This is a genomic window from Ochrobactrum sp. BTU2, from assembly GCF_024539785.1.
In the GTDB taxonomy this organism is placed as follows: domain Bacteria; phylum Pseudomonadota; class Alphaproteobacteria; order Rhizobiales; family Rhizobiaceae; genus Brucella; species Brucella anthropi.
The window spans coordinates 247,700-267,942 of sequence record NZ_JAHWRG010000002.1; the positions used below are offsets into that span (position 1 = coordinate 247,700).

The following is a 20,243-nucleotide window of genomic DNA, read 5'->3' on the forward strand; positions in this document are numbered from 1 at the left end:
CCCTGACAAGTGTTGAACGCTTTGGGGCGTGTCGCACGAATCTGGGGACCGGTTTCGGGATACGATGTCCGTGAAAGCAAAAGGCGCGTTCCTGCCGCCGGGATAACGAACTGATGAAGATCGACTACTACGAAGCTCTGGGTGTTGAAAGAACGGCAGACGATAAGGTGCTGAAAACCGCCTTTCGCAAGCTCGCGATGGAGTACCATCCGGATCGCAATCCGAACAATCCGGAAGCTGAACGCAAGTTCAAGGAAATCGGCGAAGCTTACGAAACGCTGAAGGATCCGCAGAAGCGTGCCGCTTATGACCGGTTCGGCCACGCAGCCTTTGAAAATGGTGGCATGGGCGGCGGTTTCGGCAACGGTTTTGGTGGCTCTGGCGGTTTTGCCGATATCTTCGAAGACATTTTTGGCGAGATGATGGGTGGCGGTCGTCGTCGCTCCAATGGCGGACGCGAACGCGGCGCCGATCTTCGCTACAATATGGAAGTGACGCTGGAGGAAGCCTATGCGGGCAAGACCGCGCAGATTCGCGTTCCGACATCCATCACCTGCGACGAATGCTCCGGCTCCGGCGCAAAGGCCGGCTCCCAGCCGACCACCTGTACCATGTGTTCCGGTTCGGGCCGCGTTCGCGCTGCCCAGGGCTTCTTCTCGGTGGAGCGCACCTGCCCGACCTGTAACGGTCGCGGACAGATAATCAAGGATCCTTGCGGCAAGTGCCATGGCCAGGGTCGCGTCACGCAGGAACGTTCGCTGTCGGTCAATATTCCGGCAGGTATCGAGGATGGCACCCGTATCCGCCTGTCCGGTGAAGGCGAAGCTGGCATGCGCGGTGGCCCTTCAGGTGATCTCTACATTTTCCTTTCGGTCAAACCGCACGAGTTCTTCCAGCGTGACGGCTCCGACCTCTATTGCAAGGTGCCGATCTCGATGACGACGGCAGCCCTTGGTGGTCAGTTCGAAGTCTCGACGCTGGATGGCACGCAGACGCGGGTCAAGGTTCCGGACGGCACACAGAACGGCAAGCAGTTCCGCCTCAAGGGCAAGGGCATGCCGGTTCTGCGTCAGGCCGCCGTTGGCGATCTTTATATACAGATCGACATTGAGACGCCGCAGAACCTGTCCAAACGCCAGCGTGAACTGCTGGAAGAGTTCGAAAAACTTTCCTCGCAAGAGAACAGCCCGAAATCAGCGGGGTTCTTCTCAAGGATGAAAGAATTCTTTGAAGGTATCGGTGAATAATAAAGGGAGCTTTTTGGCTCCCTTTTTTGTTCTTTTCCTTATTCACGCCTTGCTTAGGGAATTCAAAGCGGCATAAACTTGTCCAATAACGACAATGGGAGCAGCAAGAATGGCAGGACAGCTCGGCAGGAAACTGGCCGCTAAGTTCGATGAGGAGATCCGTTTTTTCAAGGGATGGATAGACGGGCCGAAAGCGGTCGGCGCTATTTTGCCGACGAGTTCCATTACCGCGCGCCGTATGGCGAGCGTCATCGATACCGGTTCCGGCCTTCCGGTTCTGGAACTCGGACCGGGCACGGGCGTGATTACCAAGGCGATCTTGAAACAGGGCGTGAAACCTGCCGACCTCTATTCCATCGAATATTCGCAGGACTTCGTGGATCACTTGAATACGATCTTTCCGGAGGTCAACATCATTCAGGGCGATGCCTTCGATCTCGATAGCGCGTTGGGTGAGAAGAAAGACCAGAAATTCGACTGCATCATCTCTGCTGTGCCGATGCTCAATTTCCCGATGGACAAGCGCATCCAGCTCGTGGAAAGCCTGCTTTCGCGCATTCCACACGGACGGCCTCTGATGCAGATCACCTATGGTCCCTTGCCACCGGTTCCAGCCGGTCGCGGCAATTATACCGTTCAGCACTATGATTTTGTGGTGCGCAATGTGCCACCGGCGCAGCTTTGGGTTTATCGCAGCCCTTTGGTCTAGTGGTCTGATTCCGACATTTGCGTCCCTCTGATACAAGCGCCGAGCAAATGTCGGAATCGCAAAGACCACTAGTAACTTTATGTATCTAGTGGATTTTTCGAATTTGACGTTTGAAACAGCATCTCATTCAGTCGGGATTCAAACGTCAAATTCAATCCACTAGTTTCGCACGAGGCTTTTCATGACTGCACGTATTCTCGTCTTCGCGGGTTCAGTTCGCATCGGCGCTTTTTCCGGCCATATGGCAGATGCCGCCGAGAAAGAATTACGGGCGCAAGGTGCGCAGGTCACGCGCATCACGCTTGCCGACTATCCGCTGCCGATCATGGATCAGAATCTGGAAAACGAGCATGGCGTTCCCGAGAACGCCATGCGGCTCGGTCGCCTGTTTGCGGAACAGGACGGTCTGATGATCTGCTCGCCGGAATATAATGCATCGATCCCGCCGCTTCTGAAAAACACCATCGATTGGGTCAGTCGCATTTCAAGGGACGGAGACAGGCCGTTCAGGCCTTATGCCGGTCTGACTGTCGGCCTCTGTTCCAGCTCCGACGGTATGTTTGCCGGTATGCGTGGACTCTACCACCTGCGCGCCGTTCTGATGAATGTCGGCGTACAGATTGTCACCGAGCAATGCTCGGTCGGTCATGCATCGGTGGCGTTCAATGACGATGGTACGCTGAAAGAAGAACGCAGCGCGAGAATGCTCTCCGCTGTCTGCCGCAGCCTCATCGCACGGGTGGAAGAAGCGAAAAGCTGATTCCGTCTCTTTCGTAACGGGTCCTGTTGTGCGAAGAGAATAAAAATCACCACGGAGACTCTCATGACGACGACAGATTTGCGCGATCAAGCGCCCGGGGAAGCATCGGGGCGCTTGATCGTGGGCCTCGACGTGCCGACCATCGCCGATGCTGAGAAGGCGGTCGAAGAGCTGGGCGACACTGTTTCCTTCTACAAGATCGGGTATCAGCTGGTTTTTGCGGGTGGTCTCGATTTCGCAAAAAGCCTTGTGGCGGCGAAGAAGAAAGTCTTCCTCGACATGAAGCTGCTTGATATCGACAACACCATCGCGAAGGGTGTTGAGAATGTCGCGAAGATGGGTGTTTCCATGCTCACGCTGCATGCCTATCCGAAAGCGATGCGGGCAGCGGTGGAAGCCGCCAAGGGATCGGACCTCTGCCTCTTGGGCGTGACGGTTTTAACCTCAATGGACAATGCCGATCTGCGGGAAGCAGGTTATTCTGACGATGCCGAAACGCTGGTGCTGAAACGCGCCGTTCAGGCGCGTGAGGCTGGTATGGGCGGCATTGTTGCTTCCGCGGTCGAAGCGGCAGCCATCCGTCAGGCGGTCGGCCCGGATATGGCCATCGTCACGCCGGGCATTCGTCTCGCCGGTTCGGAAAAAGGTGACCAGAAACGGGTCATGACCCCTGCAGATGCCTTGAAGGCCGGAGCCAGCCATCTGGTCGTTGCCCGTCCGATTGTCGGCGCGGTTGATCGCAAAGCGGCGGCCCTTGCCATTCTCGATGAAATGCGTTCCGTTGCCTAGAGCATTTCCAGCGAAAGTGCGAAGCGGTTTTGCGCGGGATAATGCGGTGGAAAAGATTACGAGCTAGTGGAGGAAGCAGCATGACTAAAGCCTACTGGATTGCCCGTGTGGATGTCCGTGATTCCGAGCGATACAAGGATTATGTTTCAACGGCGAAACCGGCATTTGAACGTTATGGTGCAAATTTCATCGCTCGTGGCGGCACGGCTGATGCAGTTGAGGGACAAGGTCGCGCCCGCAACGTGATCATCGAATTCGAAACCATGCAGCACGCGCTCGATTGCTATAATTCGCCGGAATATCAGGCGGCGAAGGCGATCCGCCAGACGGTTGCGGATGGTGAAATCGTCATCGTCGAAGGCGTTTAGAGTTCCGATCAGATAGGATCTGATCGGAACTCTAGCCTATTATATTTTAAGCATAATCTTATCGATCCTCGTTTCACTTCGGTCGGATTATGCTCTAAAATCAAAGGGCCCGCAGGGGCTCTTTTTTATTTGCTGTTTAGAGCCGGACTGGCGGATCGTGCCGTCCGGCAAGCGTCAGATCGAGCAGCAGAACCTTTCCGGCATGGGGATCGGAACGGCGAGCCTCTTCATCGAGGCCTTCATTGGCGCTGGTTACGATCATCACCGTCGCATCCGGTCCGACAAAAGCAGGGCATGATGGTTGGCGGACCGGCAGTGAAATCGAGCGGATCAGGCGGCCTTGCGGTGAATAGGCATTGAGCGAACTGCCGCCCCAACAGGCATTCCACAGCGTGCCTTCCGCATCAACGACCGAGCCATCGACGCCGCCTTCTTCGGCCCGGTGGTGGAAGACGCTTTTGTCGGATATCGGTAATCCTGTCTCAGGGTCTGTATCGACCCGCCAGATGATGTTGCGATCCGTGTCGGCGAAATAGGCGATCTTTCCATCGGAAGAAAAGCAGATTGAGTTGGTGATCGTGATACCGGAGAAAAGCTTTTTCACCTGGCCTTCGCGATACCACCAGATCGAGCCTGCATCGGTCTCGGCTTTTTTGCCCATCGTGCCGATCCAGAACGATCCTGATGGATGCACACGCGCATCGTTGGAACGGGTGACGTCATTCTCGGCTTCAAGTGGATGATGAAGAGTCAATCGCCCATTGGCGCGCTCGCGAATGAACAGCCCATGCTCACTGACGATCAGCTGCCGGTCACGGTCGATAACGGCGAGGGCGCTGGCCTTCATGCCGAGCGCATGGACGTGAATTTCGCCGCTGTCCCAGTTCTTCTCGATCAGTTTCTGGCCGAGAATATCGAACCACCAGACATTTCCGCTCAGTGGATCATAGCCGGGGCCTTCGCCTAGTTCTGCTACATGGTCGGCAAACAGGGTAGTTTTTACGACGGTCACTTTTTCCTCCCGAGACGCCCGAAGCGATTGCATCCAACATAATCAACGGATGAAAGCTGATCCAGTTCAACTTCAAGCATTGTAAGTGCACAACAGACACCCGAGAACGGATTGAGAGAAAGGACTATGTTGCCCAGTCATTCCGTTTTAGATTTCCCGCAACTTCGAATCGCGAGGAAATCATGGCTCTCAAAGTCGCGGTCCAGATGGACCATATCAGCACGGTGAACATTGCGGGCGATACCACATTCGCCCTTTCGCTCGAGGCGCAGAAGCGCGGTCATGAGCTTTACCATTATACGCCAGACCGGCTTTCGATGCGCGATGGCGTCGTTTCTGCCCGCTTGGAAAAGATGGAAGTGCGCGACGTCAAGGGCGATCACTATACGCTGGGTGAGCCGATCCGCCGCGACCTGTCGGAAATGGATGTGGTGCTTCTGCGTCAGGACCCGCCCTTCGACATGAACTATATTACCACCACCCATCTTCTGGAGCGGATTCACCCGAAAACACTGGTTGTCAACGATCCGGCATGGGTGCGCAACAGTCCCGAAAAAATCTTTGTGACAGAGTTTCCCGACCTGATGCCGGAAACGCTCATCACCAAGGACCCGCAGGAAGTCATGGATTTCCGTCGCGAGTTCGGCGACATCATTTTGAAGCCGCTTTATGGTAATGGTGGTGCGGGCGTCTTCCATCTGGCCGATGGTGACCGCAACCTGACCTCGCTTCTGGAAATGTTCGGTCAGCTCTTCAAGGAGCCGTTCATTGCACAACGTTATCTGAAGGACGTACGCGCCGGCGACAAGCGCATCATCCTGATTGATGGTGAACCTGTCGGCGCAATCAATCGCGTGCCGTCGGAAACCGATGCCCGTTCCAACATGCATGTCGGCGGGCGTGCGGAACAGAGCAAGCTAACGCCACGTGAACGCGAGATTTGCGAGCGCATTGGCCCGTCACTGAAAGAACGTGGTTTCATTCTGGTCGGCATTGATGTGATCGGCGACTACATGACCGAAATCAACGTTACCTCTCCAACTGGTATCCGCGAAATCCAGCGTTTCGACGGGACTAATATCGCGGCCCTGTTCTGGGATGCGGTAGAAGCCAAGCGTTAATTTGTTCTCTTAACGTTCTTGAGTTTACCGCTCGCTCGTGCTTAACTCTCTAAGTTGTATTTGAGTCTTTACTCACTTAAGAGATGTGGTGCGTGGCGAGCGGGGGCACATGGTCGCGCGGGTTGGAACAGTTGCTTTTCAAGGCATAGAGGCTGTGCCTGTCGACGTGCAGGTGATGGTCGCGCCGGGCAAGATGGGCATGTCCATTGTCGGCTTGCCGGACAAAGCCGTGGCAGAAAGCCGGGAGCGTGTGCAAGCGGCGTTGCACGCCTCGGGCCTTTCCATGCCGACCAAACGGGTGACGGTTAATCTGGCACCTGCCGACCTGCCGAAAGAAGGGTCGCATTATGACTTGCCCATTGCTGTCGGGCTTATGGCGGCAATCGGTGCCATTCCGGCGGATGCAATACAGTCCTATCTCGTTCTGGGTGAATTGTCGCTCGACGGTTCGATAACACCGGTGGCAGGCGTCCTGCCTGCTGCAATCGGTGCGAACCGGGATGAGAAAGGACTTATCTGCCCTTATGCTTGCGGGCCAGAGGCAGCGTGGGCGGGTGCCGATATCGATATTCTGGCTCCGCGCAGTCTCATCGCCCTTGCCAACCATTTTCGCGGCACGCAGGTTCTGACCCGACCGGAACCATCCATGCGGCTTTCCGGTGAAACGGAACTCGATCTTGCTGATATCAAGGGGCAGGAGACTGCCAAGCGAGCGCTTGAAATCGCCGCTGCGGGCAATCACAATTTGCTTCTCGTCGGACCGCCGGGATCAGGCAAGTCCATGCTTGCCCAACGATTGCCATCCATCTTGCCTCGTCTTTCTCCTCGCGAATTGCTGGATGTATCGATGATTGCCTCGATCGCGGGAGAGCTTTCCGGTGGAAAATTATCGGATCGTCGCCCTTTTCGTGCGCCGCATCATTCGGCGTCAATGGCGGCAATGGTCGGCGGTGGACTGCGTGCGCGTCCGGGCGAGGTATCGCTTGCGCATAACGGCGTGTTGTTTCTGGACGAGTTTCCGGAATTCTCGCCACAGGTGCTGGATTCTCTGCGCCAGCCACTCGAAACCGGCGAATGTCTCATTGCACGCGTCAATCATCGCACCAGCTATCCGGCGCGCTTTCAACTGATCGCCGCCATGAATCCCTGCCGTTGCGGTATGGCGGGCGAACCCGGTCATGTCTGCGCGCGGGGCCCACGTTGTCAGGCCGATTATCAGGCGCGTATTTCAGGCCCGCTCCTCGACCGTATAGACTTGCGGGTGGATATGCCTGCGGTCTCTGCTTTCGATCTCATCAAACCATCTCGGTCGGAAACGAGCGAGACGGTCGCACAACGCGTCTCCCGTGCTCGTGCGATTCAGACCCAGCGTTATTCAGCGCTCGGTCTGGAACCGTCCCTGACCAATGCCTATTGCTCGGCCAAACTGATCGAACAGGTTGCTGAGCCGGATGCGGCAGGCCTCAAGCTTTTGCGTGACGCAAGCGAGCAGATGCGTTTTTCTGCCCGCGCTTATCATCGCATTCTGAAGGTCGCCCGGACGCTGGCCGATCTGAACGGGAGCGACAAAGTCGGTCGCATTCATTTGGCCAGCGCCATATCCTATCGCATGGGTGCGGAAAGGCTGGTTTCCGCAGCCTGAACATCTTCTACGACGTCACGTTTTCAAGCGTCGTCATCCGATCACGCGATTGCACGCGAATCTCGCCATTGTTGAGAAAGAGGCATGTATCGAACAATGTGAGATCAAGCGGGTTGGGAAGCCGAACATCCTCGATCCCTGGGCACGGCTTTGCCGCTGGATCAAAGGAACGGTCGATTTGCGATATACACAGAATGGTGAGCCTTCGCTTTGAAGCAAATGACCTGAGCGCCGCAATCTGGGTCGACAGGTCGGGTTTTTCCCGCTTCTGATCGAGAATCTGCAGATAATCGACGATCACGACGGTTCCAGCCGAAGCAGCGTCGAGTTTGGCGATCATATAATCCGCGCAGATGGCATCCGAGCAATCGAAACGGAATAGATGCCGGAAGTTATCGCGATCGACGCCGAGTGCCTTGAAGCGTCCGGCGATATCCGTCTCAGTGTATTCAAGCGAAAAGAAAAGGCCGTAATTGCCATCTCGCATGGCCTCAATCATTATATCAAGACTCAACAGGGTTTTCCCATGGCCCGGTCTGGCGCCAATCAGCACCATGCTGCCGGACTTGAGATAGCCATAGATTTCGCGAGCAGAAACGGGAGCGGATGTGTTGTCAACGAGCAGGCTCCAGCTTCTGTAACCCTCCTGCGCGGCAACGCGATCAAGCGCTTCATGAAGTGGAATATCAGCATCATTTGCCAAACGCCTGGCAAGCCGCTTCAGGTGATAGATAGGGGACGATAACCGCATCGATAAACCTCCTGTGACGAGCTGTCATTGCAGTCCCTCCTTGTGCATGTGCCCGAACAGTTGGTTCGATGATTTCATCTTCCTGCATGAAAAATGCTTTCCCGAACGGAGGGGGGAGGCTTGGAAGCAGCCAGAATCGGAGAATAACGCAAATGGTCAGTCTGCGGAACTGCTATGTAGCTTAGACAGTACGACGAGGAAATTTCAGCGTGGCGCTATCGGCTTCCAGTGATGGAGGACGGACCGGTCTTCGCAAGAATAACACCAGTAATGGCCCTGAAAGGGCTGATCATACTGGCGGCTGATTGGACGTCCGGCCAGAAAGCAGAGCAGCAGCGTACCGGCACCACCGTGGCCGACGATAGCGATATCGTCAGAATTTCCAAGCCGCTTTACCGCTTCAAAACCTTCCACGATGCGTTGTTGCACATCGATGGCCCGCTCCCAGCCGTGAATACTTGCTTCGGGTGCGGAAAAGAACTGGTCGGCTACAGTCTCGTGTTGTTCGGCGGGCAGGAAGCCAGTGGCGCTTCGGTCGATCTCGTTAAAGCGGCTGTCGGTCAACGGACTGACTCTTAAAATATCCGCCAGAATTTCAGCAGCTTCAATTGCCTTTGCTTCCGTGCTGGACCAGATTGATGTGATCGATTGCAGTTCCGGCTGGCTGGCAAAGGAGCGCATCCGTTCAATTCCGCGCTCCGACAGGTTCCACGACGGAACAGGCTTTGCGGGATCGATCACGACTTCCGGATGCGAGATAAAGTAGATTTTCGTCATGCGCGCCCCAAATAGCCGTATCATTGTAAACAACAGGGCGCATTTCGCGCCCTGTTGCCAACCCATTGAGTTCATATTCCGAACGTTACAAGGCCATTCTCATCGATGGCCCAGGCTGGGTTCCATGCAATTTCCCAGGCGTGATCGTCAGGATCGGCGACATAGCCGCGAAAACCACCATGGCTCGGCGCGTCAGCCGAACGCACCAGCTTGCCACCAGCCCCAACCAACCGGTCCATCAGTGGCGCGACATCCGTTTCCAGTTCCACATTATGTGCAAGAGAAAATGCGCCGGGCTGCTGGAGGCCTTTGCGGTTCATATCGGTTTCGAGCGAAGCTTTCAGGAAGGTTCCGAGAACGAAACCGTTCATCTGATAGAAGATGATTTCTTCATTCTCGAAAACAGGCACCCAGCCGAAGCCCTGCGTGTAAAAACGACGTGAGCACTCGAGGTCGGCGATACCAATTGTAATGACGGAGATCTGCTGTTTCATAACCAAGACCTTTTGTTCTCCAATGCACCATTGCATCGGAGTGTAAGGTCAAGGGACTCAACGCATTTGCCGAAATGAAAACAATTGCGAAGGCCAGGACCCGCTTTACAACGGGGATCGGGCTAACCGCACCGACCTCTCCTTTTTAGACCCGGAATGAATAGCACATTCCGGGACGTTTTCAAAAACATATGGGGAAGGTTTTGTGTCAGCGTACCGAACCGACGAGGAGATTGTCCGGGCCTTCGATGGTGACCCAGCGACCGGTATCGTTGGCTGCCTGACGCTTCAGATAAGTATAATCGGTCTCGTTCCAGCGCATAACTTCATCGGTCAGATTGTCGAGAACGAAATCACCGCGATCCGTGCGAACGGTGAGGACTGCATGACCTTCGCCGTCCGGCTTGCGAACGACAGTGATCAGAAGATCCGTGATCGGAATGCCGGCCTTCTGCAATTCACGCTGCTTCAGCAGGACGTAATCTTCGCAGTCACCAACGGTCGTCGGGTAAGCCCAGTATTCCTCGACGCCATAGATTTCCATGTCGGTCATCGGCTTGATACGTTCATTGACCGAAAGATTGATCTCGACGATGCGCTGCCAGTTAGAATGGTTGAGCTGCAGTGCGCGGGTGTCGCGACTGGTGATGCCGCATTCCTTGGCTTCGCGCTTGCAGAATTCATAATGTCCAATCGGCTGCGAGGTCAGCTTGCCGGTCTGCATGAAGTCGCCGGAGGCGGCTTGTGCACCAAAGCTTGTCATCAGCAGCGAAACTGCAAAACCGGCGACTGCCATAATCTTTGTGGTCGAGCGAACAACGCAAAACATACTCAACGCCCTTTGGCTCTCGCCAGTTACTCATTTGTTAACGAAACGTTAATGTCTGAAATACTCTGGAGTCAATTCAGTTCATCTTGGGGTCGCCGGACTTCTTAATTAATGGTTAACGCGGGTGGCGCCAAAAATTGCAATTATTGATTGAATTTAGCGGCTGAGCGGAACCGATCAGGCGGTAAAAATCACTCATAATTTTGCCACGGTCCGGGCGCTTGTCTTTTGCCTCGAATAAGCCAATGTTGGTGCCGACCGGATCGTAACGATCCCTTTGCAAAGGCCAAAAGATGACAGGCGCAACGACGCGCAAGGCCACGGCAGACGACATAGATGCGCTCCTGCGCATCGAGGAGCGCTGTTTCGAGGCAGACCGGATTTCTCGCCGTTCATTTCGCGCCCTCATCGCACGACCAACCGCAGAAACCATTGTTGCAACAATGGATGGCGCGGTCATCGGCTATGCGATGATTCTTTTCCGTCATGGCACCGCGCTTGCGCGACTTTACTCGATAGCCGTCGACCCGGAGGCCAAGGTCAAGGGCGTCGGCTCTCTTCTGTTGCAGGCGGCGGAAACGGCAGCTTACGACCACGACCGTCCGTTGCTGCGGCTGGAAGTGCGCGAGGATAATGAACGCGCCATCGCGCTTTACAAGCGGCATGGCTACCGCCCCATTGGACGCTATCTCGATTACTACGCTGACCATTCGGATGCGCTGCGTTTCGAAAAGACGGTTCGCGGTGATGTTTCGCCCATCACAGCCTTTCCCTATTACGAGCAGACGACTGATTTTACCTGCGGAGCGGCCTGCCTGATGATGGTGCTTGCCCGGCACAATCGGGAGACGCAGCTCGACCCCGTGCTGGAAGTCCGCCTTTGGCGCGATGCGACGACGATCTATATGATGTCGGGGCCGGGCGGTTGCGAACCTTTCGGGCTTGCCGTCGCCGCGCATGAGCGTGGTCTGAAAGCATCGATCATCGTTTCCATCGAGGACATGCTTTTCCTGCAATCGGTGCGTTCGGAAGAAAAGCGCAAGGTGATGCAACTGGCGCAGACCGATTTCCGCCAGCGTACAGAAGCCTATGCAATTCCGGTGGATTATCGCGGTTTCACGCTGCACGACATTCTGGCTGCCTTGCGCCGTGGGGCGGCAGTGATCGTGCTGATCAGCGGTTATCATATGTTCGGCAAGAAAGTGCCGCACTGGGTGCTCGCCCATGGCGAAGATGGGCGGCATATTCTCATTCATGACCCCTGGGTGGAGGAAGAACTCGGCGAAACCATTGCCGATGCTGCAAATGTCCCTGTTCCCTTCCACATTTTCGACCGCATCGCACGGTTCGGCAGTGATGGGCTCAGGGCGGCCGTTATTCTGGAAAAAAGGACGGATTGATGACGATCTGCGTCATTCTGGTAGGGCGCCTCTCGGATATCGACAATGGGGCGACGCCGCACAAGGTCATGACCACGCGTGACTATCTCGCGCATCCCGCTCTCTTCAACGGGCAGCTGCGCCCGCGCATCATCAACCTGTCGCGCTCCTACGCCTATCAAAGCCGTGGCTATTACGCTTCGCTTCTGGCTGAAGCGCGGGGGCATCGCATCATCCCCTCTGTGGAAACGATGATCGATCTGTCGGAACGGCGACTTTATGAAAACGCTATTCCCGAACTCGAAGACATGCTGAACAAGGCGCTCGGCAAGCATCCGGAAAGGGCGCCCGAAACAATCCACGTGCATTTCGGTCTTGCCGACAATCCCGAATTTGAACGGTTCGGACGGCTGCTCTTCGACTGGTTTCGCGCGCCGTCGCTGGAAGTCACGGTCAAGCCGGGTGAATGGGCGCGAATCCAGAAGATCGGCTTTGCGAATATCACCAAGTTTACCAAAGCACAGAAGGAACGCTTCGAGGACGCGCTTGATCGCTATACCCAGCGTGAGTGGCGCGCCGCGCGCCCAAAGGTGCCAGCGCGCTATTCCTTCGCAACGCTGTGCGATCCGAAGGAAGCTATGCCGCCCTCGACCGTTTCAACGCTGAAGCATTGGGCAAGAATCGCAGCCCGGCTCGGGGTGGAAGTGGAACCGATCGGCAAGCGCGATCTGCCGCGGCTTGCCAACTATGACGCACTGTTCATCCGTGAGACGACATCGATCTCCAATCACACCTACCGTTTCGCCCGGCGGGCGCAACAGGAAAACATGCCAGTCATCGACGATCCGATTTCCATGATCCGCTGCACCAACAAGGTTTATCTGCACGAACTGATGCAGGCGAACGACGTGGCGGTTCCGCCGACGGTGATGATTGCGGGTGAGGAGGATCTGGAGCGCGCCGCCGATATGCTCGGCTTTCCGATGGTCATCAAGATACCGGATTCGTCATTTTCGCGCGGCGTGAAGAAGGTGAAGGATTTTGCCGAACTGAAAGCGCTCGCCACTTTATGGCTGGAGGACAGTGACCTCCTGCTGGCGCAGAAATACATGCCGACGAAGTTCGACTGGCGTGTTGGCGTTCTCGACGGAAAGCCGCTTTTCATCTGCCAGTACATGATGGCCAAGAACCATTGGCAGATCGTCAAGCACGATACGGGCGGCAAGCCTCTGGAAGGCGGGTTTCGTTCCTATGCGCTGGGCGATGCGCCGCCATCGGTTCTGGAAACCGGACTACGCGCGGCACGCTGCATCGGCGACGGACTCTATGGCGTCGATCTGAAGGAAACGGACGATGGCGTGGTGGTGATCGAGGTCAACGACAATCCCAATCTTGAACACGGGATCGAGGATGCCGCCGAAAAGGACGAGGTCTGGATCAAGCTGACCCGCTGGTTCACCGACCGGCTGGACCGGAAATAGGCATGTCACCCAAAAGTGGGAACCGGTTTTGGGGCAAGGAAATGCCGAAAACAATTCGATGGAGCATTTCTAACGATCGAACTTAGATCGGAAATGCTCCATATCCAGCAGTCGGACGAAATGTCGCCGAAATCAAAGCGGCGTAAAGCAGACCTTGGTGTGTCCCGCGCCGATGAAGCCAAGGCGGCCCGCGGCACCCTTCGACAGGTCGAGGACGCGTCCCTTGATGAACGGGCCGCGATCGTTGATGCGCACGACGAGTGACTTGCCGTTTCTCTGATTGGTAACCTTGACCTTGCTGCCAAGCGGCAGGGTGCGGTGTGCTGCGGTCAGGCCGGCCGGGTTCATACGTTCACCCGAAGCCGTACGGGAAGTGAGGGCGTACCAGGAGGCACCGCCGCATTGCTGTGCTGAAGCCTCGATTGCGGTGGTCGCGAGAAGACCGGTTGCCGCAACGGCGAGCATAGCCATACGGGTCTTGAAAGTCATGCCAGATCCACTAGTTGTTAACGGGGTGTCCCACAGTTGTCGCTGAGAAAGACAGTCGCGAACTGGAATCTAAATGTGGCGCTGACGTGGTTCGAATGAGAACATTATGCGATAATTGAATCTATATCGCATCGGGAAAATCATCCTATACTAAACGTTGTTTATTTAATCAGATAAACATAACTAAGGAATATTAGGAAAGATTCTGTTTGGTTGCTGTAATACCGTTTACGATTCGTTAGGAATCTGCGGCAGCCTTCGCTGCACCTTGTTTTCGCGCATTGATTGCAAGAAGAACTGCTTACCCGGACGGAGGTTCGGTGCGATTGCGTTGCAATTTTTATTTGTAGAACAAGTTTTCATCCTGAGTGGCGAAGTTAAGGAAATAAGGCATTTCGGGGGCAAAACTGCAATTTATGACTGTGTTTCACAATTCCTTATCGGTCTCAAAAAGTTATCCACAGGGGCTGAAAGGCAGTGGGATGACATTTCTTTGACCGCTGTGAACCTGCACGAAAGCGCCAGAATCCTGTTATAAGCGTCCAGATCAGACGATGGAACGCCATGCAGGACCACCCGGAAAAAGACAGGATCGAGACCGCTTCGCCAGCAATTTCGGCGGGTAAGCGGATACTCTATCTTTGCCTCGGCTTCCTTATGCTGGCACTTGGTATCATTGGTGCTTTCCTGCCGGTCATGCCGACAACGATCTTCATCATTTTTGCCGCGTGGTTCTTTGCACGATCATCGCCGAAGCTTGAGGCTCGCCTGCTTGCCGATCAGCGTTTTGGTCCTCTGGTCATAAAATGGCGTGAGCGTGGAGCCATTCCGCCACGTGCAAAGCTCTATGCCTGTCTTGGTATGACGGTCGGTTATGGCCTGTTCTGGTGGGGCGTGAAACCCGGCTGGCTGCTGGCAACATCGGTAACTGTTTTCATGCTCGGCTCGGCTGTTTACGTGCTTTCGCGTCCGAGCGAATAATGGCTTCAACCACACCAGCGATCGCGATAAGAGTGGCCGAAACCACCATGGGAGCCGCCAATGTCCTTGCCTGCCGTCAATCCGCTGATTAATCGCCTTTCCGCGCCGCCCATTCCAGCGGTACAGGCCTGGGCGCGGGATTATGACGGGTCGCGTGGTGCTCTGATTGATTTGTCGCAAGCTGTTCCCGGCTATCCTCCGCATCCAGACATGCTGCACTTTCTCGGCGAGGCAGCCGGATCGGTCGCCTCTGCCGGTTACGGTCCGATTGAGGGCGAAAAGGTTCTGCGCGAAGCCTATGCTGCGCATGTCGGACAGCTCTATCGCGCGCAGATCGACGCCTCCAACGTCCATATTACATCCGGCTGCAATCAGGCCTTTATCGCTGCCATCATGTGTGTGGCGCAAAGTGGCGATAGGGTGCTGACCACCGATCCGTTCTATTTCAACCATCGTTCATCGCTGGAAATGCTCGGCATCGCTTCAGGTTCGGTGCCCTGCCACGCCCAGAATGGTTTCATCCCAAGCGCGGAAGATGTCCGGGCTGTGCTTCGTCCGGGTATTGCGGCGCTGGCGCTTGTTTCCCCGAACAACCCAACCGGGGCGATTTATCCGGCGGGACTGTTATCGGAAATCTATGCTCTCTGCCGTGACAATGGAACATGGCTCATTCTGGACGAGACCTATCGCGATTTTATGGCCGATGCCAATGAACCGCCGCATCGGCTTTTTGACGAGGCGGACTGGTCGTCGCATCTGATCCAGCTTTACAGCTTCTCAAAATCGTTCTGCATTCCGGGGCACCGGCTTGGTGCGATTGTCGCGGACAAGGCGATGGTCGAGAGCGTTGCAAAAGTCATGGACAATCTGCAGATATGCGCAAGCCGCGCGCCACAGATCGCGGTCGCACGCGCCATCGAGCCGTTGACCGGCTGGCGTGACGATAATCGCGGCGAGATTGCAAGGCGTGCCTCTGCATTGCGGTCGGTCATGGCCAATATCGAAGGCTGGCATGTGGAAGCAATTGGCGCCTATTTCGCTTTTGTGCGTCATCCTTATCCGGATGCCTCATCGGTCGAGGTGGCCGAGCGCCTTGCGAAGTCACTCGGCATCATCACCTTGCCGGGCCGGTTCTTCGGTGAAGGACAGGAAGCGTTTCTGCGCTTTGCCTTCGCCAATGTCGATGTTTCGGGGATTGAAGATCTCGGTGCGCGTTTGCCGCATTTTTAAAGCCCGAAATATTTGCCGGTTCAAGGCACGGCAAAACCCCACAAAATCACTGGCAAGCGGCTCTGATACAAACCTGTAACAATAGTGTCATATGAATGTAATATAGAGCGCGTAGAGGGCTAACGACGCCACATCGTCATATGTCTTTTACAACAGGAGCCGCAGCTCATGAACAAGATGATTTCCTCGACCGCAGCGCTTGCCATCGCTGCCGTTATGTCGGTTTCCGCCGCTCAGGCGCGCGATCAGATTCAGGTTGCCGGTTCCTCGACCGTTCTGCCTTATGCGAAGATCGTCGCCGAGACCTTCGGTGAAACCTTCCCGAACTTCAAGACGCCGGTTGTTGAATCGGGCGGCTCGGGCGCAGGCATCAAGGAATTCTGCAAAGGCGTCGGTGAAAACACCATCGATATCGCCAATGCATCGCGCGCCATGAAGGACTCGGAACTGAAGTCGTGCATCGACGCTGGCGTCAAGGATGTTCAGGAAGTGCGCTTCGGCTATGACGGCATCGTCTTCGCGACCGACGCCAAGGGTCCGGATTGGAAGCTGAAGCCGGAAGATGTCTACAAGGCTCTCGCAGCCAAGCTCGTCGTCGACGGCAAGCTGGTCGACAATCCGAACACCAAGTGGAATCAGGTCAACCCGAACCTTCCGGACTGGGACATTGCTGCCTATATCCCAGGCGAAAAGCACGGCACCCGCGAAGTGTTTGAAGAAAAGGTTCTCGCCGACGGCTGCAAGCACTCCGGCGCTCTGGACGAAATCAAGAAGACCGGTCTTGACGACAAGGCTGCCGCTTCCGCCTGTATCGCAGTGCGCAAGGACGGCAAAGCTGTCGACATCGACGGCGATTATGCCGAAACGCTCGCCCGCATCGACTCCAACAAGACCGGCGTTGGTGTATTCGGCCTCTACTTCTTCGAAAACAACGCTGACAAGCTGAAGGTTGCGACCGTCAACGACATCACCCCTTCGGCTGAAACCGTCGCTTCGGGCGAATATCCGGTGTCGCGTCCGCTGTTCTTCTACGTGAAGAAGGCTCACCTCGGCGTTATCCCGGGTCTGAAGGAATATGTTGAGTTCTTCCTGAATGACCAGATGATCGGTCCTGACGGCCCGCTCGCCGAATATGGTCTGGTTCCGGCTCCGGACGCAGAACGTGAAGCACAGCGCGCCGCCTTCACCGAAGGCAAGACGCTGGCTGCGAAGTAAGTTTTAATCTGTGGAACGCGGGGATGACGAATCTCCGCGTTCTTCTCCTTTCGCGCCTTTGCACTATGACAGGCGCATCCGCGTGGAACGGTATGGGTGGAAGCTGCACCTCAAAACCGTCCGCATTCATCAGGGCAACCGGGGAAATTGAATGTCCTTCTTTCTGGTTCTCGTCAGTATCGTTGCAATCGGGCTGATCGGATTCTTCATAGGCCGCCAGCGTGCCGTTGCACTGGACAAGGCGCAGTCTGCTTCCGCAAAAGCCTCGCCGACCGAGAAAATGCATTCCCGCCCGCATTATCATGGCTGGTGGGTTTTCCTCGTTTCTGCATTGCCTGCGATTCTGTTTCTCGCTGTATGGGCCGTTGGAACGTCGGTCTATCTCGATCACAGCGCGACCGCCCGTCTGCCGGATGCTATCGAGGACGGCTCCTTCACCAATCGCAGCCTACAGCTTGGCATGGTGCGTGGTCTGGCCAACGGGCTTGACCGGCTGACGCCTGCCGAACTGGAAAGCTTCCCGGCAAACTATCAGGATGCTCGCGCCGTTCTTGCATCCAAGGGCGTGGCGCTCGCGACTGAAGGCCAGGATTACATGGTGCCTATCGCGCTTTACCTGAAAAAGGCAACGGCGCTGACACACACCATCGGTTCGGCTGTTTCCTTGGTGATCGCCATCGCAGGTCTGATCTTCGGCCTTTCCACGATCAGCCGCCGCATGCGTGCACGCAATAATGTCGAGCGTATCGTTCTCTGGGGGCTGATCGCCGCATCCGGTATCGCCATTCTGACGACCGTCGGCATCATCTGCTCGATGTTGTTCCAGACGATCAGTTTCTTCCAGTCAGTCTCGCCGTGGGAGTTCTTCTTCGGCACTGTATGGGACCCGCGCTTTGCCGCCGCTGGCTCGGGTGGTGAGACAGGCCAGTTCGGTCTCATTCCGCTTCTGGCTGGTACACTTTACATCGCCCTTGTGGCCATGCTGTTCGCTGTTCCAGTCGGCTTGTTTTCGGCCATCTACATGGCAGAATATGCGTCGCCCCGAGTGCGCACGATCGTCAAGCCGGTCCTTGAGCTTCTGGCCGGTATTCCCAGCATCGTTTACGGTTTCTTCGCCCTTGTGACAGTCGGGCCCTTCCTGCGCGATCTCTCGATTGCCATTGCAGGCGGTCAGGGCTTCATCATGGCGCAGAGCGTTCTGACCGCTGGTCTCGTCATGGGCGTGATGCTGATCCCCTTCGTGTCCTCGCTCTCCGATGACATCATCACAGCCGTGCCGCGGACATTGCGCGACGGTTCGCTTGGTCTTGGTGCAACCCGCTCCGAAACCGTCAAACGTGTTGTCCTTCCTGCCGCTTTGCCCGGAATTGTCGGCGCGCTTCTGATGACCGCATCCCGCGCCATCGGCGAAACCATGATCGTGGTTCTTGCCGCCGGTGTTGCGGCACGCATCAACATCAATCCTTTCGAGGCGATGACCACCATCACGGTGAAAATCGTCAACCAGCTCACCGGCGACCTTGAGTTCAACTCGCCGCAAACGCTGGTGGCCTTTGCACTCGGCATCACGCTTTTCGTCCTGACGCTGATCATGAACATCTTTGCGCTGCATATCGTGCGCAAGTACCGGGAGCAGTACGAATAATGACCGATACGACCTTCAACGCCAGCGACGCCACGGCACAGCCGACGCGCCGCGATATCGGACTGAAACGCCGCTACGCTGCCGAACGTCGCTTCCGCTATTACGGTATTGCTGCGATCGCCATCGGCGTGTTCTTTCTGTGCGCGCTTCTCTTCTCGGTGTTTTCCAAGGGCTATACAGCCTTCTGGCAGACGACGCTTTATCTGCCGGTCAAGCTTGAAGAAAAGGTGATTGACCCGGGCAACAAGCGCGCGACCGATCCGAATGTGCTGATCACGGCCAATTATCCGCTGCTGGTGCGCAATGCATTGGCCGAAAAACTGGGTGTTGCTGCGACAGACCGTCCGGCAATGCGTGATCTGGGCCGCTTCTATTCCGACGGCGTGCGCATTCAGCTGCGCAAGATGGTGATGGACAATCCATCGCTCATCGGCACGACGCAGACCGTTCCTGTTCTGGCCGGCGCCGACATCGATTCTGCCTTCAAAGGTCAGATTGACCTTTCCGTGCCGGAGACGAGCCGTAAGGTTTCTGACCGTCAGGTGGGCTGGATGAAGATGCTTTCGGAAGAAGGCGTCATGAAGGAGGCCTTCAATACAGGTCTCTTCACCTTCGGTGCCTCCAGCCGTCCGGAAACCTCCGGTCTCGGCGTCGCGCTTGTCGGTTCGCTCTACATGATGCTGATCGTTCTCGGTCTGTCGCTGCCTATCGGCGTCGCCGCTTCAATCTATCTGGAAGAGTTCGCCAAGAAGAACCGTTTCACCGACATGATCGAGGTGAACATCAACAACCTGGCAGCGGTTCCGTCCATCGTGTTCGGTCTGCTCGGGCTTGCTGTCTTCATCAATTTCTTCGGCCTGCCGCGTTCGGCGTCACTGGTCGGTGGTCTGGTGCTGACGCTGATGACGCTTCCCACCATCATCATCGCGACCCGCGCCGCCCTTCGCGCGGTGCCGCCGTCGATCCGCGCTGCGGCCCTCGGTCTTGGTGCATCGAAAACACAGATGGTGTTCCACCACGTCCTGCCGCTTGCCGCACCCGGCATCCTGACGGGAACGATCATCGGCCTTGCCCATGCGCTTGGTGAAACCGCACCGCTTCTTCTCATCGGCATGGTGGCTTTCGTCGCCGACGTGCCGTCCACGCCAATGGATCCAGCGACGGCATTGCCTGTACAAATCTACATGTGGGCGAATGAAGCAGAACGCGCCTTTGTGGAACGCACGTCAGGCGCTATCATCGTCCTGCTTCTGTTCCTTGCCGTGATGAATATTGCAGCAATCATTCTGCGCCGCCGCTTCGAGCGCCGCTGGTAAACGGGAGT

At 56.1% G+C, this 20,243-nt stretch carries 20 protein-coding genes; 14 read left to right on the forward strand and 6 right to left on the reverse strand.

Going from position 1 to position 20,243, the window contains the following annotated elements:
* Nucleotides 1-113 precede the first annotated feature (113 nt).
* The 5 genes from dnaJ (at nucleotide 114) to KWJ32_RS05895 (ending at nucleotide 3,873) form a co-directional block, all read left to right on the forward strand.
* On the forward strand, nucleotides 114-1,247 hold the full coding sequence (gene dnaJ, locus KWJ32_RS05875; RefSeq protein WP_012091025.1) for a molecular chaperone DnaJ: 1,134 nt from the start codon (nucleotides 114-116) through the stop codon (nucleotides 1,245-1,247).
* A 109-nt stretch (nucleotides 1,248-1,356) separates the two neighbouring features.
* On the forward strand, nucleotides 1,357-1,956 hold the full coding sequence (gene pmtA, locus KWJ32_RS05880; protein WP_010657713.1) for a phospholipid N-methyltransferase PmtA: 600 nt from the start codon (nucleotides 1,357-1,359) through the stop codon (nucleotides 1,954-1,956).
* 181 nt (nucleotides 1,957-2,137) lie between these two features.
* Nucleotides 2,138-2,716: an NAD(P)H-dependent oxidoreductase gene (locus KWJ32_RS05885; RefSeq protein ID WP_010657714.1), complete on the forward strand. Its 579-nt coding sequence runs from the start codon at nucleotides 2,138-2,140 to the stop codon at nucleotides 2,714-2,716.
* Between the two features lie 63 nt (nucleotides 2,717-2,779).
* Nucleotides 2,780-3,505: an orotidine-5'-phosphate decarboxylase gene (gene pyrF / locus KWJ32_RS05890; RefSeq protein WP_012091024.1), complete on the forward strand. Its 726-nt coding sequence runs from the start codon at nucleotides 2,780-2,782 to the stop codon at nucleotides 3,503-3,505.
* A gap of 80 nt (nucleotides 3,506-3,585) precedes the next feature.
* Nucleotides 3,586-3,873, forward strand: a complete 288-nt coding sequence (locus KWJ32_RS05895) for a DUF1330 domain-containing protein (protein ID WP_012091023.1) — start codon at nucleotides 3,586-3,588, stop codon at nucleotides 3,871-3,873.
* Between the two features lie 136 nt (nucleotides 3,874-4,009).
* Here KWJ32_RS05895 and KWJ32_RS05900 read toward each other — a convergent pair whose 3' ends face one another.
* The gene (locus KWJ32_RS05900; protein WP_040129062.1) at nucleotides 4,010-4,885 is read right to left on the reverse strand and encodes an SMP-30/gluconolactonase/LRE family protein; all 876 of its coding nucleotides are present in this window, start codon (nucleotides 4,883-4,885) and stop codon (nucleotides 4,010-4,012) included.
* Nucleotides 4,886-5,067: 182 nt separating this feature from the next.
* Here KWJ32_RS05900 and gshB point away from each other — a divergent pair, with 182 nt between their 5' ends.
* Complete coding sequence (gene gshB / locus KWJ32_RS05905; RefSeq protein WP_012091021.1) at nucleotides 5,068-6,006, forward strand: glutathione synthase; 939 nt, start codon at nucleotides 5,068-5,070, stop codon at nucleotides 6,004-6,006.
* 109 nt (nucleotides 6,007-6,115) lie between these two features.
* A complete protein-coding gene (locus tag KWJ32_RS05910) occupies nucleotides 6,116-7,648 on the forward strand; it encodes a YifB family Mg chelatase-like AAA ATPase (RefSeq protein WP_012091020.1) in 1,533 nt (510 codons plus the stop codon).
* Between the two features lie 7 nt (nucleotides 7,649-7,655).
* Here the strand turns inward: KWJ32_RS05910 and KWJ32_RS05915 are convergent, their stop codons facing one another.
* From KWJ32_RS05915 to KWJ32_RS05930, 4 genes are all read right to left on the reverse strand, one after another.
* Entirely contained in the window at nucleotides 7,656-8,399 is a 744-nt protein-coding gene (locus tag KWJ32_RS05915) for a DNA helicase (RefSeq protein ID WP_012091019.1), read from the reverse strand.
* Between the two features lie 204 nt (nucleotides 8,400-8,603).
* Nucleotides 8,604-9,176 (reverse strand): histidine phosphatase family protein, encoded by a 573-nt coding sequence (locus KWJ32_RS05920; protein WP_012091018.1) that lies wholly within the window; start codon nucleotides 9,174-9,176, stop codon nucleotides 8,604-8,606.
* A 71-nt stretch (nucleotides 9,177-9,247) separates the two neighbouring features.
* Entirely contained in the window at nucleotides 9,248-9,670 is a 423-nt protein-coding gene (locus KWJ32_RS05925; RefSeq protein ID WP_012091017.1) for a VOC family protein, read from the reverse strand.
* A gap of 208 nt (nucleotides 9,671-9,878) precedes the next feature.
* A complete protein-coding gene (locus KWJ32_RS05930; protein WP_012091016.1) occupies nucleotides 9,879-10,499 on the reverse strand; it encodes a transglutaminase-like cysteine peptidase in 621 nt (206 codons plus the stop codon).
* Between the two features lie 293 nt (nucleotides 10,500-10,792).
* Here KWJ32_RS05930 and KWJ32_RS05935 point away from each other — a divergent pair, with 293 nt between their 5' ends.
* Entirely contained in the window at nucleotides 10,793-11,899 is a 1,107-nt protein-coding gene (locus tag KWJ32_RS05935) for a GNAT family N-acetyltransferase/peptidase C39 family protein (RefSeq protein ID WP_012091015.1), read from the forward strand.
* Nucleotides 11,899-13,359, forward strand: coding sequence for a RimK family alpha-L-glutamate ligase (locus KWJ32_RS05940; RefSeq protein WP_012091014.1), 1,461 nt, complete (start codon nucleotides 11,899-11,901; stop codon nucleotides 13,357-13,359). Before KWJ32_RS05935 ends, KWJ32_RS05940 begins: the two co-directional genes overlap by 1 nt.
* A 132-nt stretch (nucleotides 13,360-13,491) precedes the next feature.
* Here the strand turns inward: KWJ32_RS05940 and KWJ32_RS05945 are convergent, their stop codons facing one another.
* Nucleotides 13,492-13,848, reverse strand: coding sequence for a septal ring lytic transglycosylase RlpA family protein (locus KWJ32_RS05945; RefSeq protein WP_010657747.1), 357 nt, complete (start codon nucleotides 13,846-13,848; stop codon nucleotides 13,492-13,494).
* 564 nt (nucleotides 13,849-14,412) lie between these two features.
* Between KWJ32_RS05945 and KWJ32_RS05950 the strand changes: the two genes are divergently transcribed.
* The 5 genes from KWJ32_RS05950 to pstA all read left to right on the forward strand — a co-directional run bounded on the left by KWJ32_RS05950 (nucleotide 14,413) and on the right by pstA (nucleotide 20,235).
* Entirely contained in the window at nucleotides 14,413-14,829 is a 417-nt protein-coding gene (locus tag KWJ32_RS05950; protein ID WP_012091012.1) for a YbaN family protein, read from the forward strand.
* Nucleotides 14,830-14,895: 66 nt separating this feature from the next.
* Complete coding sequence (locus tag KWJ32_RS05955; protein ID WP_040130031.1) at nucleotides 14,896-16,059, forward strand: aminotransferase; 1,164 nt, start codon at nucleotides 14,896-14,898, stop codon at nucleotides 16,057-16,059.
* Between the two features lie 168 nt (nucleotides 16,060-16,227).
* Nucleotides 16,228-17,274, forward strand: a complete 1,047-nt coding sequence (locus KWJ32_RS05960) for a substrate-binding domain-containing protein (protein ID WP_012091010.1) — start codon at nucleotides 16,228-16,230, stop codon at nucleotides 17,272-17,274.
* Between the two features lie 151 nt (nucleotides 17,275-17,425).
* Nucleotides 17,426-18,919 (forward strand): phosphate ABC transporter permease subunit PstC, encoded by a 1,494-nt coding sequence (gene pstC, locus KWJ32_RS05965; protein WP_010657752.1) that lies wholly within the window; start codon nucleotides 17,426-17,428, stop codon nucleotides 18,917-18,919.
* Entirely contained in the window at nucleotides 18,919-20,235 is a 1,317-nt protein-coding gene (pstA, locus tag KWJ32_RS05970) for a phosphate ABC transporter permease PstA (RefSeq protein ID WP_012091009.1), read from the forward strand. Before pstC ends, pstA begins: the two co-directional genes overlap by 1 nt.
* The last annotated feature ends 8 nt before the right edge of the window (nucleotides 20,236-20,243 follow it).

Coding starts and splice junctions, on each gene's coding strand:
- pmtA (WP_010657713.1), top strand. CDS start 1,357: ATGGCAGGACAGCTCGGCAGGAAACTGGCCGCTAAGTTCGATGAGGAG.
- KWJ32_RS05920 (WP_012091018.1), bottom strand. CDS start 9,176: ATGACGAAAATCTACTTTATCTCGCATCCGGAAGTCGTGATCGATCCC.
- KWJ32_RS05895 (WP_012091023.1), top strand. CDS start 3,586: ATGACTAAAGCCTACTGGATTGCCCGTGTGGATGTCCGTGATTCCGAG.
- pstA (WP_012091009.1), top strand. CDS start 18,919: ATGACCGATACGACCTTCAACGCCAGCGACGCCACGGCACAGCCGACG.
- KWJ32_RS05935 (WP_012091015.1), top strand. CDS start 10,793: ATGACAGGCGCAACGACGCGCAAGGCCACGGCAGACGACATAGATGCG.
- KWJ32_RS05940 (WP_012091014.1), top strand. CDS start 11,899: ATGACGATCTGCGTCATTCTGGTAGGGCGCCTCTCGGATATCGACAAT.
- KWJ32_RS05945 (WP_010657747.1), bottom strand. CDS start 13,848: ATGACTTTCAAGACCCGTATGGCTATGCTCGCCGTTGCGGCAACCGGT.
- pstC (WP_010657752.1), top strand. CDS start 17,426: ATGTCCTTCTTTCTGGTTCTCGTCAGTATCGTTGCAATCGGGCTGATC.
- KWJ32_RS05915 (WP_012091019.1), bottom strand. CDS start 8,399: ATGCGGTTATCGTCCCCTATCTATCACCTGAAGCGGCTTGCCAGGCGT.
- KWJ32_RS05950 (WP_012091012.1), top strand. CDS start 14,413: ATGCAGGACCACCCGGAAAAAGACAGGATCGAGACCGCTTCGCCAGCA.
- dnaJ (WP_012091025.1), top strand. CDS start 114: ATGAAGATCGACTACTACGAAGCTCTGGGTGTTGAAAGAACGGCAGAC.
- KWJ32_RS05910 (WP_012091020.1), top strand. CDS start 6,116: ATGGTCGCGCGGGTTGGAACAGTTGCTTTTCAAGGCATAGAGGCTGTG.
- KWJ32_RS05960 (WP_012091010.1), top strand. CDS start 16,228: ATGAACAAGATGATTTCCTCGACCGCAGCGCTTGCCATCGCTGCCGTT.
- KWJ32_RS05885 (WP_010657714.1), top strand. CDS start 2,138: ATGACTGCACGTATTCTCGTCTTCGCGGGTTCAGTTCGCATCGGCGCT.
- KWJ32_RS05925 (WP_012091017.1), bottom strand. CDS start 9,670: ATGAAACAGCAGATCTCCGTCATTACAATTGGTATCGCCGACCTCGAG.
- gshB (WP_012091021.1), top strand. CDS start 5,068: ATGGCTCTCAAAGTCGCGGTCCAGATGGACCATATCAGCACGGTGAAC.
- pyrF (WP_012091024.1), top strand. CDS start 2,780: ATGACGACGACAGATTTGCGCGATCAAGCGCCCGGGGAAGCATCGGGG.
- KWJ32_RS05930 (WP_012091016.1), bottom strand. CDS start 10,499: ATGTTTTGCGTTGTTCGCTCGACCACAAAGATTATGGCAGTCGCCGGT.